This window comes from Sphingomonas sp. BK481 (assembly GCF_014194875.1).
GTDB classification, from domain to species: Bacteria; Pseudomonadota; Alphaproteobacteria; order Sphingomonadales; family Sphingomonadaceae; genus Sphingomonas; species Sphingomonas aerolata.
Genome location: NZ_JACIAP010000003.1, coordinates 220,278 through 235,378, shown reverse-complemented (window position 1 = coordinate 235,378; position 15,101 = coordinate 220,278). Strand labels below are relative to the sequence as shown.

Genomic DNA, 15,101 nt, shown 5'->3' with positions numbered 1-15,101 from the left:
GTCCGCCCTCATCCACGCACGATCGCCCTGGTCATTCCCCGGGAGTGTCGCGCAGGGCGGCGTCGACCTCTTCGGCAGTAATTCCGAACGCGGCGGCCAGCGCGGCTATCGACGCGCCGCGGGCGGCGAGCGAGCGGATGCGGGCGGGGTCGACGATCGTCGTATAGCCGCGGGTGTCGCGTTCGGTTTTCGTCTCCTCGCCGCTGCGCGCACGCGCGCCCGAGCGGCGGCGCTTGGCGATCTTGAGCGCTTCCTCGTCATTGGCAGGCGGCGCGTCGAGGCGCGCGCGGATCCGCTGCGCTTCCTCGACCCGGCGGGCTTCGCGCGCACGTTCACGGTCCTGCGAGAGCGCATCGCGTTGCGCGGCCCGCGCTTCGGCGCGCTGATCGGTCGCGGCGAGGCGGTCCTGCGCGCGCTGTTCCCGCTCGCGGGCGCGCTCTTCGGCACGGCGGGCGGCGCGATCCGCGGTGCCGGGCAGCAACGGGCCGGGGCCGCGGTCGTTCAGCGGCCAGGCCGATGCGGGGCTGGATTTGGGGGGCGATTTCGGCGGGCCCCAGCCGTCGGTCATGTTATGTCCTGTCGTCACCGGTGCGCCGCGCACGACGCGAAAGCCGCGCTGCTATGCGATGGCGTCACCGGTGACAATCAGGCGGTCGGCTTAGGCGGGCACGGTTTCCAGCGCCGGATAGTCGATATAGCCCTCTGGGCCCTGGCTATACCAGGTCTTCGGGTTATCCTGCGCCAGCGGTGCGCCGGTGCGCAGGCGCTCGGGCAGATCGGGGTTCGCGATGAACGTCCGGCCGAAGCTGATCGCATCGGCATCGCCCTTGTCGAGCTCGGCCTGCGCCTTTTCGAGCGTGTCGTAATCCGAGTTCACGACCAGCACGCCCTTGAAGACCTTGCGGATTGCCGGGCTGAGCTTTGGCACGTCGGTCTTGCCGAAGGTGCCGTCGGGACCCGGCTCGCGCAGCTCGAGGAAGGCGATGCCGAGATCGGACAGCGCCTTGGCGGCGGCGGTGAACAGCGGCTCGGGGTTGCTGTCGTCGACGCCCTGCGAATCGCCATTGGGCGAGAGGCGGACACTGGTGCGATCGGCGCCGGCGACCGAGATCACACGCTCGGTGACTTCGCGAAGCAGGCGGATGCGGTTCTCGATGCTGCCACCATAGTCATCGGTGCGGCTGTTCGCGTTGTCGCGCAGGAACTGGTCGATCAGATAGCCGTTCGCGGCGTGGATCTGGACGCCGTCAAACCCGGCCTCGAGCGCGTTCTTCGTCGCGAGCTCATAGTCGTTCAGCAGCCGCGGGATCTCGTTCAGCTCGAGCGGACGCGCGACCTCGAAATCCTTCTTGCCCTCGAACGTGTGCGCCTGGCCTTCGGTCGCGGTCGCGGACGACGAAACGGGCTGGCCGCCGATCACCGACGAATGGACCTGGCGTCCCATGTGCCAGAGCTGCGCGATGATGCGGCCACCGGCGGCGTGCACCGCTGCGGTAACGGGCTTCCACGCCTCGACCTGCGCTTGCGTCCACAAGCCCGGCGCGAATGGCCAGCCCAGGCCTTCGCGGCTGATGCCGGTGGCTTCCGATATGATCAGGCCGGCGCTGGCGCGCTGCGTGTAATAGTCGATCATGAGGTCGGACGGGACGGCGTCCTTGTCCGAACGCCCGCGGGTGAGCGGCGCCATGAGGATGCGGTTGGGCGCTTCGACGGCGCCGAGCGTGATGGGATCGAAAAGGCTTGGCATGGGGGCTCCTTAATGCCTGACGGGGGCAAGATAGGACGCTACAGCGCGGCATGCATCGCCCCGCCCCGCAAAGAATATCTAGCGTGCCCGAAACGCCGACGGCGACGACGACCGGTGCCCCCGGCACGCTCGCGTTCGGCGCGCTGCTGATCGCCAACGTCGCGCTCGCATTCGGGCCGTGGTTCGTCCGCGCGACCGAGGTCGGACCGGTCGCGGCAGGATTCTGGCGGCTGACGCTGGCGGTGCCGTTTCTCGTCCTGCTCGCAGCGCAGCAGGGCGCGCGACCGACGCGGCTCGGCCGCGGCGTCTGGATCGGGCTGATCGCGGGCGGCGTGTGCTTTGCCGCGGATCTCGGCAGCTGGCATCTCGGCATCCTGCGCACCACGCTCGCCAATGCGACGCTGTTCGGCAATGCGGCTACACTGATGTTCCCGATCTACGGGTTTCTCGTCGCGCGGACCTGGCCGACGCGGACGCAGGGCTGGGCGCTGATGCTGGCGGCGGCAGGTGCGGCGCTGCTGCTCGGGCGCTCCTATCAGCTCGACGCAAAGAATTTGGCGGGTGACCTGCTCTGCATCCTCGCGGGGCTGCTCTACACGGTGTATTTCATCCTGATGGCGCGCGCGCGGACGACGCTTGCCCCCTTGTCCGCGCTGGTGCTGTCGACCCTGGCGGGCATCGTGCCGCTGCTGGTGTTCGCGCTGGCGATGGGCGAGCGGATCGTGCCGGCGCAGTGGGGGCCGCTGATCGGGCTCGCGCTGTGCAGCCAGGTGCTGGGGCAGGGATTGATGATCTATGCGCTCGGGCGGTTTTCGCCGCTGGTGATCGGCATCGCGCTGCTGATCCAGCCGGTCGTCGCAGGGACGGTCGGCTGGCTGGTCTATGGCGAGCGGCTCGGCCTGCCCGATCTGGTCGGCGTCGTCATGGTCGCGATCGCGCTGGTGCTGGTCCGCCGGACGCCGGCGGATCGCCCCCCTATTGAAGAGGCGCTCGACACGGCTGATCTTGGACGGCAGGAGACGGTATGACCCAAGACCTCACGCTCGACGAAATCCGCTCGCTGCTCGCCCCCGGCATCGCCGCCAATGCGGCGTTCGACGGGTGGAGCGACGCGGCGCGCGACATGGCGGCGGACGCGGCGGGGATCGACCGCGACGTCGCCGCGCTCGCCTTCGAAGAGGGACCGGTCGACATGATCGACGCCTGGTTCGCCGATATCGACGTCGCGATGCTCGCAAGCCTGCCGCCCGAACGGTTGTCGGCGATGAAGATCCGCGCCCGGATCGCCGCGCTGGTCGAGGCCCGGCTGCAGGCGACCGCCGCCGACCGCGAATCGCTGCGCCGCGCGCTGGCGATCCTCGCCCTGCCGCAGAATCTGACCAAGGCTGGGCGGCTCGGCTGGCGGACGGTCGACACGATCTGGCGCGCCGCGGGCGACGTCGCGACCGATTATAATCATTATACCAAGCGGACGATCCTGCTCGGCGTCTATGCCGCGACGGTCACGGTCTTCCTCGACGACGACAGTGAGGGGTTTGCCGAGACGCGCGCGTTCCTCAGCCGGCGGATCGACGGCATCATGCGGTTCGAAACCGCAAAGTCAGGCTTTCTCAAGCGGACAGAGCATGGCTTCAGCCTGTCGCGGTTCGTCGGGCGCTTGCGTTATCCGGTGGCATGAGCCTGCCGCGGCGCGCCGTCACGCGGCGATGGAATGCACGCAATCTGCGTCAAGCGCGCGTGCCGGGGCTTCCCTTGGCGATCCGTTACTGATAATCAGTCGCATCATGGACACTCGCCCCGATCGTTCCGTCAGTCTCGAAACGCTGCCCCGCAAGCAGCATGGCATCGTCGCTGCGATCGACTGGGCCCGACTGGCGGGCCCGGAGGCACGCCGGTTGCGCGAACTCGGCTTTGACGAGGGTGTCGATGTCGAGGTTCTTCACCGCGCGACGCTGGGCCAGGGTCCGATCGCCTGCCGGATCGGCCGGATGACCGTCGCATTGCGGCGTGCGGTCGCAGGTGCGATTCGCGTATCACCCACGCCAGCCGCCGCAGAATAATCAGCCTGACATTATGAACGCAGCACCGCTGGTCGCGCTGGTCGGCAATCCCAATGCCGGCAAGAGCGCGCTGTTCAATGCGCTCACGGGTGCGCGGCAGAAGGTCGGCAATTATCCAGGCGTGACGGTCGAGCGCAAGGCCGGACGGCTGACGCTCGACGACGGCCGCCCGGTCGAGCTGGTCGACCTGCCGGGCGCCTACAGCCTCGAGCCCTCCTCCCCCGACGAGCGCGTCACGCGCGACGTTGTCACCGGCACGCAGGACGGCGAACGCCTGCCCGACGCGCTGGTCGTGGTCGTCGATGCCGCCAATCTCGACAATCACCTGCGCTTCACGCTCCAGCTGATCGCGCTCGGCCTGCCCGTCGTGGTGGCGCTCAACATGGTCGACCTTGCCGAACGCGACGGGTTGAAACTCGACGCAGTGGTGCTTTCGCGCGAACTCGGCGTACCGGTGATCCCGACCGTCGCGGTCCGCAAACGCGGGCTCGACGCGCTGCGTGCGATCCTGACGCAGACCGTCGTCAACGGTCCGATCCGGCTGCGCAAGTCGGACGGCAGCGTGCAGGACGACATCGTCACGCTGCAACGGCGCGCGCGCGACATTGCGACGGCCGCCACGCTGTCCGAGACGCCGGTGCGGCGCTGGACGCACATGCTCGACGGGGTCGCGCTGCATCCCATCGCCGGACCGGTGCTGCTGCTGGCGATCATGTTCCTGATGTTCCAGGCGGTGTTCAGCTGGGCGCAGCCGTTCATGGACCTGATCGACGGCGGCTTCACGGCGCTGCAGGCGTTCATCACGTCGGAGCTTCCCGATTCGCTGCTCCGGTCGCTGCTGGTCGACGGGGTGATCAAGGGCGTGGGCGCGGTCATCGTCTTCCTGCCGCAGATCCTGATCCTGTTCCTGTTCATCCTCGTGCTCGAGGCGAGCGGCTACATGGTCCGCGCGGCGTTCCTGATGGACCGCGTGATGGCGAGCGTCGGGCTGTCGGGGCGCGCGTTCATCCCGCTGCTGTCGAGCTTCGCCTGCGCGATCCCCGGGATCATGGCGACGCGGACGATCGACGACGAGAAGGACCGGCTGACGACGATCCTGATCGCGCCGCTGATGACCTGCTCCGCGCGGCTGCCGGTCTACACGCTGATCATCGGCGCGTTCATTCCCAACACGCAGGTCCTGCCGTTCGTCGGCCTTCAGGGTCTTGTGATGCTCGGGCTGTACGTAATGGGGATCGTCGGTGCGTTCGTCGCCGCGCTGGTGCTGCGCCGGACGGTCACCAAGGGCGTGTCGTCGGGCTTCATGATGGAGATGCCGAAATATCAGTGGCCGCAGTGGCGCGACGTCGGCATCGGCCTGTGGAGCCGCGCGCAGATCTTCCTGAAGCGCGCGGGTGGCATCATCCTGATCTCCACCGTCATCCTCTGGGTGATGCTGAGCTTCCCCAAGCCGCCCGAGGGCAGCAAGGTATCGCCGGTCGATTATTCGGCGGCGGGACGGATCGCCAATGGCATCGCCCCGGTGTTCGCGCCGATCGGCTTCAACCGCGACATCGTGCTCGCGCTGATCCCGGCGATGGCCGCGCGCGAGGTTGCCGTCGCGGCGATCGGCACGGTCTATGCGATCGACGATCCCGACAGCAACCAGGGCGGCAAGGCGATGGTCGAGAATCTGCGCGGCCGCTGGACACTGCCGACCGCGCTCGCCTTCCTGATGTGGTTCGTGTTCGCGCCGCAGTGCATCTCGACGATCGCCGTCACGCGTCGCGAGACGAACGGGTGGAAATGGCCGGCGTTCATGGTTGGCTATTTGTTCGCCGCCGCCTACATCATGGCCGGAATCACATATTGGCTGGCGGTGTTCGCCGGCCTCTGAGGGGCATCATGGCAGGCAGCGTCAACAAGGTCATCATCGTCGGCAATCTCGGCCGCGATCCCGAAAGCAAGCAGTTCCAGAACGGCGGCAAGGTCGTCAATCTGCGCATCGCGACGTCCGAGTCCTGGAAGGACAAGATGTCGGGCGAGCGCAAGGAAAAGACCGAATGGCATTCGGTTGCCATCTTCAACGAAGGCCTCGCCAACGTCGCGGAAAAGTATCTGCGCAAGGGCTCGAAGGTCTATATCGAGGGCGCGCTCCAGACCCGCAAATGGCAGGACGCGCAGGGCCAGGACAAGTATTCGACCGAGATCGTGCTGCAGGGCTTCAACAGCGTGCTGACGATGCTCGACGGCCCGAATGGCGGCCAGGGCGGCGGCGCAGGCGGTGGCGGTGGTAGCCGCGGCGGCGGCGACGACTGGGCCGGCGGCAACGACTTTGGCGGCGGCTCGTCGGGCGGCGGCGGCGGTTACGGCGGCGGCGGTGGTGGCCGCTCGGCGCCGTCGGGTGGCGGCAGCGGTGGCGGCGCGCGCGGCGGCAGCTTTGGCCAGACCGGCGGGTTCTCGGACGATCTCGACGACGACGTGCCGTTCTAAGCATCGTGACGCCACCCGTTTCGACTCCAGTAGCGCCGAGCGTGTACGACGAGGCGGCGCGATCGCGCGTCATCTCGTCCTACGATGTCGCGGGCGCGCGCATGCAGGGTGAGCTGGACGACATCGTGTCGTTCGCAGCCCGGCTGTGCGATGCGCCGATCGCGCTGCTGAGCCTGGTCGAGGAGGAATATCAGCGGTTCCTCTCACGCAGCGGCACCGATCTCCACCAGACGCCGCGGAGCCAGTCCTTCTGTGCGCATGCGATGCACCATCACGACGTGATGGAAGTGCCCGACGCGCAGGCCGATCCGCGGTTCGTGGACAACGCGCTCGTCACCGGTGCCCCGCATGTCCGATTCTACGCGGGCGCACCCTTGGTCTCGAGCGAAGGCGTACCACTCGGCGCGCTGTGCGTGCTGGCGACGACCTCGCGGGCGGGGCTTACGCCGTTCCAGCGCGACGGGCTGACGCTGCTGGCCAAGGCGGCGATGGGGCGGCTCGACGATCGCCGGACCGCGCGCGAACAGGCCTTTGCCGAGGCGCGGGCGCGGCGCACGCTCGAGGCGAGCGATCTGCGGTTCCGGACGCTGGCCGATACGATGCCGCAGATGGTCTGGTCGACGCTGCCCGACGGCTTCCATGATTATTACAATGCGCGCTGGTACGAGTTTACCGGCACGACGCCCGGCACGACCGATGGCGAGGGCTGGAACGACGTGTTCCATCCCGAGGACCAGGACCGCGCCTGGACGATCTGGCGCCATTCGCTCGCGAGCGGCGAGCCCTATACGATCGAATATCGGTTGCGGCACCGGGACGGCACCTATCGCTGGGTGCTCGGCCGCGCTTTGCCGGTACGCGACGACCAGGGCGCGATCACGCGCTGGTTCGGGACCTGCACCGACATCCACGAGCAGAAGCTCGCCTATGAAGAGCGCGAGGTGATCAGCCAGGAGCTGAGCCACCGGATCAAGAACATCTTCGCCGTCATCGCCGGACTCATCGCCTTTTCCGCGCGCGGCAAACCCGAATTCGCCGGGATCGCGACCGACCTGCGCCACCGCATCACCGCGCTGGGCCGTGCACACGACTTCGTCCGCCCGCACAGCACACAGTCGCGTCCGGAAGCCCCGCAGGACAGTCTGAAGGGCCTGCTGGGCGATTTGTTCGAACCCTATCGGCAAGACGGGACGGATCGTCTGGTCGTGATCGGCGACGATGTGCGGATCGACGATCGTTCCGCGACCCCGCTCGCCCTGCTGTTCCACGAGCTTGCGACGAACGCGACGAAATACGGCGCGCTGTCGACTGTCGATGGGCATGTTGCGCTGACGATCGGGCATGACGAAGATGGCGCCACAGGCATGGTGCGCCTGATCTGGCGCGAGCAGGGTGGTCCGCCGATCGCACACCCGACGAGCCATAAGGGTTTCGGCAGTCAGCTGATCGAAATGAGTGCGGTTCGCCAGTTGGGCGGCACGGTGCGGCGCGACTGGCGTCCCGAGGGGCTGTGCGTCGAGATCGGGGTCCCCCTCCCCTCCTTCTGCCGCTGACCGCGCGGTCTCCCCGTCAGTTCCCGCGCCGTCGGATCTGGATCAGTTCGCTACCGCCGCGTAGCGCCTGACCCGTGGTCGCCAGTTCGGCGGCGGCGAGGATCGCGGCATCGTTGAACGGCTTGCGGATATAGCCGAGGCAATCGGCATCGCCGATCTGGCTGGGATTGGCGGTGACGAAGACGACCTTCACGCCGTGATCGCGCGCAATCGTCTCCGCAATCGACGGACCGGTCGGACCGTCGCGCAGATTGACGTCGACAAAGGCGAAATCGCATCCGGCCGCGGCGATGAGCGCGGTTTCGCGGTCCGCCGCGATCGCCACGACGTGATATCCGGCGTCGATCAGGATCCTTTCGAGATCCAGCGCGACGAAGATTTCATCTTCAACGATCATGGCGGTCTTGGTCATTGTCGTGGCAACCGTTGGCCGGGCTATCCGTTCCTTCGGTTTATTGATTTGAATCAAGAACGTGTAGCGAATTGAAACAAATAACCTGTGTTACCGGGGGAGCGCCCGGGTCATGCCCCCGGTTCGCCCCGCAACAGGAATACGGCGTGCTCGGCGAGCAGGTTGGCGGCGGCCGACGTCGTCTGCTTGTCGCCCGACAGGAACCAGGCGCCCTCGACGATCACACCGCGCTGCCGGAGGAACGCCCGGAAGTCGTCGATCGTGACGTGATGGATGTTGGGGGTGTCGTACCAGCTTTCGGGCAATTGCCGCGTGACCGGCATCCGCCCGCCCCACAGCAGCGACAGCCGCACACGCCAATGCGCGAAGTTGGGAAAGCTGACAAAGGCGCGCCGACCGATCCGCAGCAGATGGTCGAGCACCAGATCGGGCGCGCGCGCGGTCTGCAATGTCTGGCTGAGGATCGCATAGTCGAAGCTGGCATCGGGATAGCCCTGCAGGTCGACATCGGCGTCACCTTGGATCACTGACAGGCCGCGGCCTACCGCGGCCGCAACGTTGCCCGGATCGATCTCCAGCCCGCGCGCATCGACACCGCGCTCGTCGCGAAGCGCCGCCATCAGCGCGCCGTCGCCGCATCCTACGTCGAGCACGCGCGACCCACGGGCCACGTGATGCGCGATGATCCCCAGGTCGGCGCGCAGGGTCTCCTGCGGCGTCGGGGTGCTCACGCCCCTGCCCTCAGAAATCCGTCGACGACGCGGTTGAGCTCGGGCGCCTCGAGCAGGAACGCGTCATGGCCGTATGGGCTGCTGAGCTCGACGAAGCTGACCGGCGCGCCGGCGGCATTGAGCGCCTGGACGATGCTGCGCGATTCCGCGGTCGGATAGAGCCAGTCGGTGTCGAAGCTGACGAGGCAGAAGCGCGCCCTGGTCGCGCGGAAGGCGTTGGCGAGCAGCCCGCCATGCTCCTCCGCGAGATCGAAATAATCCATCGCGCGGGTGATATAGAGATAGGAATTGGCGTCGAACCGGTCCGTGAAGGCGAGCCCCTGATGCCGCAGATAGCTCTCGACCTGGAAATCGGCGTCGAAGCCGAACGACTTGGCATCGCGCGCCTGCAGCCGTCGCCCGAATTTCTCGGTCAGCCCGGCTTCCGACAAATAGGTGATGTGCGCTGCCATCCGCGCTACCGCGAGCCCCGCGGTCGGCGCGGACTCATCGTGATAATCGCCGCCGCGCCAGTTCGGATCGGCCATCACCGCCTGGCGGCCAACCTCGTGAAAGGCGATGTTCTGCGCGGTGTGTCGCGCGGTCGATGCGATCACGACACAGGCGCGGACCCGGTCGGGGAAGGTCGCGGGCCAGCTCAGCGCCTGCATCCCGCCCATCGATCCGCCGACCACCGCCTGCAGCACGTCGACGCCGAGATGATCGAGCAGCATCGCCTGCGCGCGAACCATGTCGCGGATCGTGATGACCGGAAATCCCATCGCCCAGGCGCGCCCGGTCGCGGGGTTGATCGTCGCCGGTCCCGACGAGCCCATGCAGCTGCCGAGCACATTGGCGCAGACGATGAAATGCCGCGCGGGATCGATCGGTCGCCCCTCACCGACCATCCGCGTCCACCAGCCGGGCTTGCCGGTCCGGGGATGCGTCGAGGCGACATGCTGATCACCGGTCAGCGCATGACAGATCAGGACCGCGTTCGAGGCGTCGGCATTCAGCGTGCCATAGGTTTCATAGGCAATGTCGACCGGCGACAGCAGGACGCCGCCATCGAGCCGCAACGGTCCCGGCAAGGTCACGCGACGCGCCAGGCCGAAGCGCGCGTCGGTCGTCCGGTCGGGATCAATCGTGTCGAGCATGACGCGTCCGCTACCACAACCATTTGCCACTGCGCCACACCGACCGCTATGCCCCGCGGCCATGACAAACATCATGCCCGCACCCACGCCGAAGCCCTGGATCCTGGGGATCGCGCCGTACACGCCCGGTCGCTCGACGACCGATGATGGCCGCACGGTGATCAAGCTGTCGTCGAACGAGAACCCGCTCGGGACGAGCCCCGCGGCAAAGGCCGCGTTCGATGGCGCGGATCACACGCTCGAACGCTATCCCGACGCCAGCGCGACCGCGCTGCGCGAGGCACTGGCGGCGCATTACGATCTGGATCCGGCACGCGTGATCTATGGCACCGGATCGGACGAGATCCTGCATCTGGTCGCAGGCGCCTATGCGGGCCCCGGCGACGAGATCATCCATGTCCGCTACGGCTTTGCAGTGTATGAGATCGCAACGCGGCGCGTCGGCGCCGAGCCGGTCGTCGTCGACGATCGCGACTATGCGACCGATGTCGATGCGATCCTCGCCGCGGTCACCGAACGCACCCGCGTCGTGTTCGTCGCCAACCCGAACAACCCGACCGGCACCTTCACGCCGCGCGCCGAGATCGCCCGGTTGCACGCCGGCCTGCCGCGCTCGGTGCTGCTCGTCCTCGATCAGGCCTATGCCGAATATCTCAGCCCCGAGGAGGATGATGCCGGCCTCGCGCTGGCGATGACCGAGGCGAACGTGCTCGTCACGCGAACCTTCTCGAAGATCCACGGTCTGGCCGCCGAGCGGATCGGCTGGGGCTATGCCTGTGCGCCGATCATCGATGCGATGCACCGCATCCGCGCGCCCTTCAACGTCACGACGGCGGGCCAGGCGGCGGCGGTTGCGGCGCTGGCGGATACCGGCTTCGTCGATGCGACTCGCGCGCACAACGACCGCTGGCGCGGCTGGTTCGTCGAGCAGGTCGCTCAGATGGGCAATGCCGGCCTGCGCTGCGTGCCCTCCAAAGCGAATTTCGTGCTCGTCCTGTTCGAAGGCCAGCTGACCGCCGACGCGGCCTATCACGGGCTGATGGAGGCGGGGTATATCGTCCGCTGGCTGCCCGGACAGGGCCTTCCCAACGCGCTTCGTATCACGATCGGCACCGAGGATGAGACGCGCGGCGTGATCGCCGCGTTGCGCGCGCTGGTCGAGCGGGGCTGATGCTGCCGTTCGCACGCGTCACGATCCTGGGACTGGGGCTGATCGGATCGTCGATCGCGCGCGGCGTGCTGCAGGCGATGCCGACGGTGCGGCTCACCGGCTATGACGCCGATCCCGCGGTGCGTGCGACCGCGGACCGGCTGGAGCTGTGCCACGATATCGCCGACACTGCGGGCAGTGCGGTGATCGATGCCGATCTGGTGATCCTGTGCGTCCCCGTCGGCGCGATGGCGGCGGTCGCGGCGGAGTTTGCCGCGGACCTGCCCGCCGAGGCGATCGTCAGCGATGTCGGCAGCAGCAAGACCGAGGTCGCGCGCGTGCTGGCGGAGGCGCTGCCGGGCGCGACCGTGATCCCCGCGCATCCGGTCGCTGGCACCGAACGCAGCGGGCCCGAGGCGGGGTTCGCGACACTGTTCAACCATCGCTGGTGCATCGTCACGCCCCCCGAGGGCGCAGAGCCGGCTGCGGTCGAGCGGGTCGCCGAATTCTGGCGGCGGCTGGGCGCGCAGATCGAGTTCATGGCCCCCGATCATCACGACCGGGTGCTCGCGATCACGAGCCATCTGCCCCATCTGATCGCCTACACGATCGTCGGCACCGCGAGCGACCTTGAAGAGGTCACCCAGTCGGAGGTGATCAAATATTCGGCGGGCGGCTTTCGCGACTTCACGCGTATCGCGGCATCGGATCCAACGATGTGGCGCGACGTGTTCCTGACCAACCGCGAGGCGGTGCTCGACATGCTGCAACGCTTTTCGGAGGATCTGAGCGCGCTGCAACGCGCGATCCGCTGGGGCAAGGGCGACGAGTTGTTCGACCTGTTCACGCGCACGCGCGCGGTGCGCCGGTCGATCGTCGAACAGGGTCAGGACGACGATGCCGCCGATTTCGGCCGCGCGCACGACTGACCCCGCTTGAGCGGCACCAGCGGCGTCAGCCGTCGAGCGCGTTCATCGCCGCATGGACGCGCGCCTCGGCATCTTCGCGCTTTAGACCTGCGGGGACGACCTCGCCAAAGCGGAAGGTGATGACGCCCGCGCGCTTGGGCCCTTTGCGCGGCCAGACGGTGCCGCTGTCGCAGGCGATTGGGACCGTCGGCATGCCGAGCGCGCGGTAGAGGCCCGCAAAACCCGGCTTGAGCGGCGGATGCTCGCCGGGCGCGACCCGGGTGCCTTCGGGGAAGATCAGGACCGACCGCCCGGTCGCCTTGGCCGCGATCGCCTCGCGCATCATGTTGCGCAGCGCCTTGGCCGACGCGTCGCGGTCGACGACGATCGCACCATAGCGTCGCGCCGCCCATCCCCAGGCGGGGATGTCCGCCAGTTCGCGCTTCAGCACGATCGCCGGCCCGTCGAGCAGCGCCTGAAGCTCGAGCGTCTCGAACATCGCCTGGTGCTTGCACGCGTAGAAGGCCGCGCCGTCGGGCCTCGTCCCCTCGATCCGGATCCGGATGCCGAGGATCCAGCGCGTCGCCCAGCGGTGGAACCGCGTCCACACCGTCGAATGGACGATCACCGCGCGCGACCCGAACAGCGCGCTGATCGGCACGGTCAGCACGATCGGCGCCGAGATACTGTAAAAGACGATCATGAAGACGATCGTTCGTAACCAGGCGATCATGCGCCAAATCCTATCCACAATGCGATCCGTCGCAGGATCAACTTGTTATATTCGTTGACCAGCGTCCCGAGCCGCGGGGTGCCGGGGACGCCGTCGCCAAGCACCAGCACGCGCGGCCCGAGCACCGCGGCAAGCTCCATCTTGGCGCGCGGGACATGCCAGTCCGAGGTGACGAGACGCACGGTACGATAGTCGTGCGTCTTGACCCAGCGCGCGGTTTCCTCGGCATTCGACCGCGTATCCACCGCATCCGCGCCGAGATCGACGCAACAGGCGAACACGCTGGGCGAGGTGCGATATTCGAGTGCGAGGTCGATCGGGCGGACGCCCGGCGCGACTCCGGTCACCAGCATCCGCTTCGCCTGGCGGTCGCGCAGCAAGGCCAGACCGCGATCGATCCGCCCTGCCCCGCCGGTCGGCACGACGATCGCATCGGTGGTCGAGCCATTGAGCGGTGGCGGCAGGAGCAGCATGAACGCGGCGAACCCCAGCGCCCAGACGAGCACACCGACACCCAGAAGGCGGACGATCACAAGGTCGTCCTCATCGCGCGCACGATCGTCGCGCGCGCGGCGACCATCGCCAGCACGATGAACCCGACCGGCATCGCGCCCAGCGTGGCCCAGTCGGTCGAGGACAACCGCCCCCCGTCGAGCAGTTCGGAGCCCAGCCCCTGCAACCGGGTCATGATCAGCACAATGACGGCGATCGCGACGCCGGCACCGGCCACGCCGCCGATCGCGGCGTCGATCGCCACCCGACGCTGGAAGAGACGCGCGACCTGCAGATCGGTCGATCCCAACATGTGCATGACCTCGATCGTCGCGCGGTGCGTTTCAAGTCCCGCGCGTGCCGCCAGCACGACCACCGCTGCGGTCGCGCCCGCCATCAACAGGACGATACCGAGCGCGAGCAGCGTCAGCGAGCGCATCACCCCGCTGACGGGTGACATCCAGGTTTCGTGCCGGTCGACGCGCGCGGTCGGCGCAACGCCGCGAACCGCGCGCGCGACCGCTGCGACCGCGGCATCGTCCTGGCCGCCCAGATCGACGTCGATCATCGCCGGCACGGGCAGCCCCGGATCGGCGCCGTCGCTGCCGAGCCAGGGTCGCAACAGCCGCGTCAGCTCGGCGCGATCGACCGCGGCGACGCGGGTCACCTCCGGCAGCGTCCGCAGCGTCGCGAGGACGCGGGCGGCACTGGCATCACGCCGAACCGGGTCGCCGTCGATGATCTGGACCGTCAGCCGTCCCGCCAGCTGACGATCGAGCGCGCGCGCGGCACCCGCGGTCCCCAGCCCCAGCGCGGCGGCAAGCATGGTGAGGAACAGCATGATCGCCATGACCCAGGTCATGGCACGGACGCCGCCAGCCTCGTCGAGCACGCGACGTTCGGATGCGCGGCTCATGGCTCGGCCCGGTGCGATGGGGGGTACTGCAGCGACCCGGTCGGATCGAGCAACCGGCCGTGATCGAGCCGCATCATCTGCGCGGTCGGAATCCGGTTGAGAAGGTGCAGATCATGCGTCGCGACCACCACCGTCGTGCCGAGCTTGTTGAGCGATTCGAACAGATGCAGCAGCCGCTCGGCCATGTCGGGATCGACATTGCCGGTCGGCTCGTCGGCCACGAGCATCTCGGGCCGGGCGATCACCGCGCGGGCGATCGCGACGCGTTGCTGCTCACCACCCGACAGCGTCGCCGGTCGCGCCTCGGCGCGTTCGGTCAGGCCGACCCAGGCGAGCATCTCCTCGACCGGTTGGCGGAGGTCCGCCTCGGGCATCCCCGCGACGCGCAACGGCAGAGCGATATTGTCCCAGGTCGACAGATGCGGGACGAGCCGGAAATCCTGGAACACCACGCCGATGCGGCGGCGGAACCCCGGCATCCGGTCACGCGGGAGCAGCACCGCATCCTCGCCGAACAGCCGGATCACCCCGCGGCTCGGCCGCTGCGCGAGATAGAGCAGTCGGAGCAGCGACGTCTTGCCCGCACCGCTCGCGCCGGTCAGAAAGTAGAAGGCGCCGCTGCGCAGCGTGAACGAGATGTCGGACAGCGTTTCCGCGCCGGTGTCGTAGCGCAAGCCAACATTTTCGAACTGCACGATATTCGCCATGAAATTGGTCGCGCCCGCCCGAGTTCGCCTGTGCCGTGAGCCTCGCTTTCGCATGAAAGCGCGCGCGGCTTCAAGCTGGCGGCC

The 15,101-nt window shown here is 68.0% G+C and carries 17 protein-coding genes; 8 read left to right on the top strand and 9 right to left on the bottom strand.

Going from position 1 to position 15,101, the window contains the following annotated elements; translation table 11 throughout:
• Positions 1–31 precede the first annotated feature (31 nt).
• Together FHY04_RS07410 and FHY04_RS07405 are read right to left on the bottom strand one after the other, a co-directional pair.
• Entirely contained in the window at positions 32–568 is a 537-nt protein-coding gene (locus FHY04_RS07410) for a hypothetical protein (RefSeq protein ID WP_260171381.1), read from the bottom strand.
• Positions 569–658: 90 nt separating this feature from the next.
• Entirely contained in the window at positions 659–1,747 is a 1,089-nt protein-coding gene (locus tag FHY04_RS07405) for an alkene reductase (protein ID WP_183935989.1), read from the bottom strand.
• Positions 1,748–1,797: 50 nt separating this feature from the next.
• Between FHY04_RS07405 and FHY04_RS07400 the strand changes: the two genes are divergently transcribed.
• The 6 genes from FHY04_RS07400 to FHY04_RS07375 all read left to right on the top strand — a co-directional run bounded on the left by FHY04_RS07400 (position 1,798) and on the right by FHY04_RS07375 (position 7,832).
• The gene (locus FHY04_RS07400) at positions 1,798–2,775 is read left to right on the top strand and encodes a DMT family transporter (protein ID WP_183935988.1); all 978 of its coding nucleotides are present in this window, start codon (positions 1,798–1,800) and stop codon (positions 2,773–2,775) included.
• The gene (locus FHY04_RS07395) at positions 2,772–3,425 is read left to right on the top strand and encodes a COQ9 family protein (protein WP_183935987.1); all 654 of its coding nucleotides are present in this window, start codon (positions 2,772–2,774) and stop codon (positions 3,423–3,425) included. Before FHY04_RS07400 ends, FHY04_RS07395 begins: the two co-directional genes overlap by 4 nt.
• Before the next feature lie 106 nt (positions 3,426–3,531).
• On the top strand, positions 3,532–3,807 hold the full coding sequence (locus tag FHY04_RS07390) for a FeoA family protein (RefSeq protein WP_031394931.1): 276 nt from the start codon (positions 3,532–3,534) through the stop codon (positions 3,805–3,807).
• Between the two features lie 13 nt (positions 3,808–3,820).
• The gene (locus FHY04_RS07385) at positions 3,821–5,683 is read left to right on the top strand and encodes a ferrous iron transporter B (RefSeq protein WP_183935986.1); all 1,863 of its coding nucleotides are present in this window, start codon (positions 3,821–3,823) and stop codon (positions 5,681–5,683) included.
• Between the two features lie 8 nt (positions 5,684–5,691).
• A complete protein-coding gene (gene ssb, locus FHY04_RS07380) occupies positions 5,692–6,279 on the top strand; it encodes a single-stranded DNA-binding protein (RefSeq protein ID WP_183935985.1) in 588 nt (195 codons plus the stop codon).
• A 5-nt stretch (positions 6,280–6,284) separates the two neighbouring features.
• Positions 6,285–7,832, top strand: a complete 1,548-nt coding sequence (locus FHY04_RS07375; protein ID WP_311724050.1) for a PAS domain-containing protein — start codon at positions 6,285–6,287, stop codon at positions 7,830–7,832.
• 16 nt (positions 7,833–7,848) lie between these two features.
• Here FHY04_RS07375 and FHY04_RS07370 read toward each other — a convergent pair whose 3' ends face one another.
• From FHY04_RS07370 to FHY04_RS07360, 3 genes are all read right to left on the bottom strand, one after another.
• Positions 7,849–8,244 carry a response regulator gene (locus tag FHY04_RS07370; RefSeq protein WP_031439515.1) on the bottom strand — a complete coding sequence of 132 codons (396 nt, stop codon included), beginning with the start codon at positions 8,242–8,244 and terminating at the stop codon, positions 7,849–7,851.
• A gap of 110 nt (positions 8,245–8,354) precedes the next feature.
• Entirely contained in the window at positions 8,355–8,975 is a 621-nt protein-coding gene (gene metW, locus FHY04_RS07365; RefSeq protein ID WP_056406672.1) for a methionine biosynthesis protein MetW, read from the bottom strand.
• Positions 8,972–10,111 (bottom strand): homoserine O-acetyltransferase, encoded by a 1,140-nt coding sequence (locus FHY04_RS07360; protein WP_031393675.1) that lies wholly within the window; start codon positions 10,109–10,111, stop codon positions 8,972–8,974. Before FHY04_RS07360 ends, metW begins: the two co-directional genes overlap by 4 nt.
• Before the next feature lie 73 nt (positions 10,112–10,184).
• On the opposite strand from FHY04_RS07360, the gene hisC reads away from it, so the two are divergent.
• Positions 10,185–11,282, top strand: coding sequence for a histidinol-phosphate transaminase (gene hisC / locus FHY04_RS07355; RefSeq protein ID WP_031439518.1), 1,098 nt, complete (start codon positions 10,185–10,187; stop codon positions 11,280–11,282).
• A complete protein-coding gene (locus tag FHY04_RS07350) occupies positions 11,282–12,190 on the top strand; it encodes a prephenate/arogenate dehydrogenase family protein (RefSeq protein WP_056673245.1) in 909 nt (302 codons plus the stop codon). Before hisC ends, FHY04_RS07350 begins: the two co-directional genes overlap by 1 nt.
• A gap of 25 nt (positions 12,191–12,215) precedes the next feature.
• Here FHY04_RS07350 and FHY04_RS07345 read toward each other — a convergent pair whose 3' ends face one another.
• Genes FHY04_RS07345 through ftsE form a run of 4 tightly spaced genes read right to left on the bottom strand, consistent with a single transcriptional unit; the run spans position 12,216 to position 15,017 of the window.
• On the bottom strand, positions 12,216–12,902 hold the full coding sequence (locus FHY04_RS07345; RefSeq protein WP_183935984.1) for a 1-acyl-sn-glycerol-3-phosphate acyltransferase: 687 nt from the start codon (positions 12,900–12,902) through the stop codon (positions 12,216–12,218).
• The gene (locus FHY04_RS07340) at positions 12,899–13,435 is read right to left on the bottom strand and encodes a YdcF family protein (protein WP_031393671.1); all 537 of its coding nucleotides are present in this window, start codon (positions 13,433–13,435) and stop codon (positions 12,899–12,901) included. Before FHY04_RS07340 ends, FHY04_RS07345 begins: the two co-directional genes overlap by 4 nt.
• Positions 13,432–14,310: an ABC transporter permease gene (locus FHY04_RS07335; RefSeq protein WP_183935983.1), complete on the bottom strand. Its 879-nt coding sequence runs from the start codon at positions 14,308–14,310 to the stop codon at positions 13,432–13,434. The genes FHY04_RS07340 and FHY04_RS07335 overlap by 4 nt, the downstream gene beginning before the upstream one ends.
• Positions 14,307–15,017 carry a cell division ATP-binding protein FtsE gene (ftsE, locus tag FHY04_RS07330; protein WP_183935982.1) on the bottom strand — a complete coding sequence of 237 codons (711 nt, stop codon included), beginning with the start codon at positions 15,015–15,017 and terminating at the stop codon, positions 14,307–14,309. The genes FHY04_RS07335 and ftsE overlap by 4 nt, the downstream gene beginning before the upstream one ends.
• Positions 15,018–15,101 lie beyond the last annotated feature (84 nt).